This is a genomic window from Brevibacterium rongguiense (assembly GCF_009857845.1).
GTDB lineage: Bacteria > Actinomycetota > Actinomycetes > Actinomycetales > Brevibacteriaceae > Brevibacterium > Brevibacterium rongguiense.
In genome coordinates this window covers 1-251 of sequence record NZ_WWEQ01000171.1, presented here as the reverse complement: position 1 = coordinate 251, position 251 = coordinate 1, and the positions used below count along the sequence as shown (strand labels likewise).

Genomic DNA, 251 nt, shown 5'->3' with positions numbered 1-251 from the left:
ACTTCGTGACGTCGACATGGATCAGCGCCCCAGGGTGGTCGTGCTCATACCGGCGGATCGGTTCACCGGTGACGCGGTCGATACGGTTGAGTCGGTTGATCCGGCAGCGCACGAGCACCGCGTGAACCGTTGATGCCGCGATGCCCAGTTCGCCGGCGATCTGCACCGGCCCCAACCGCCTGCGCCACCGCGCTTTGACGATCTGCTTGACCACCGCAGGCGGGGTCTTGGTTGGCATCGAGTGGGGCCGG

General features: G+C 66.5%; 1 pseudogene. It reads right to left on the bottom strand.

The features are described 5' to 3' along the window. Window positions 1-251: pseudogene (locus GSY69_RS14020) on the bottom strand (IS481 family transposase); the annotation flags it as partial.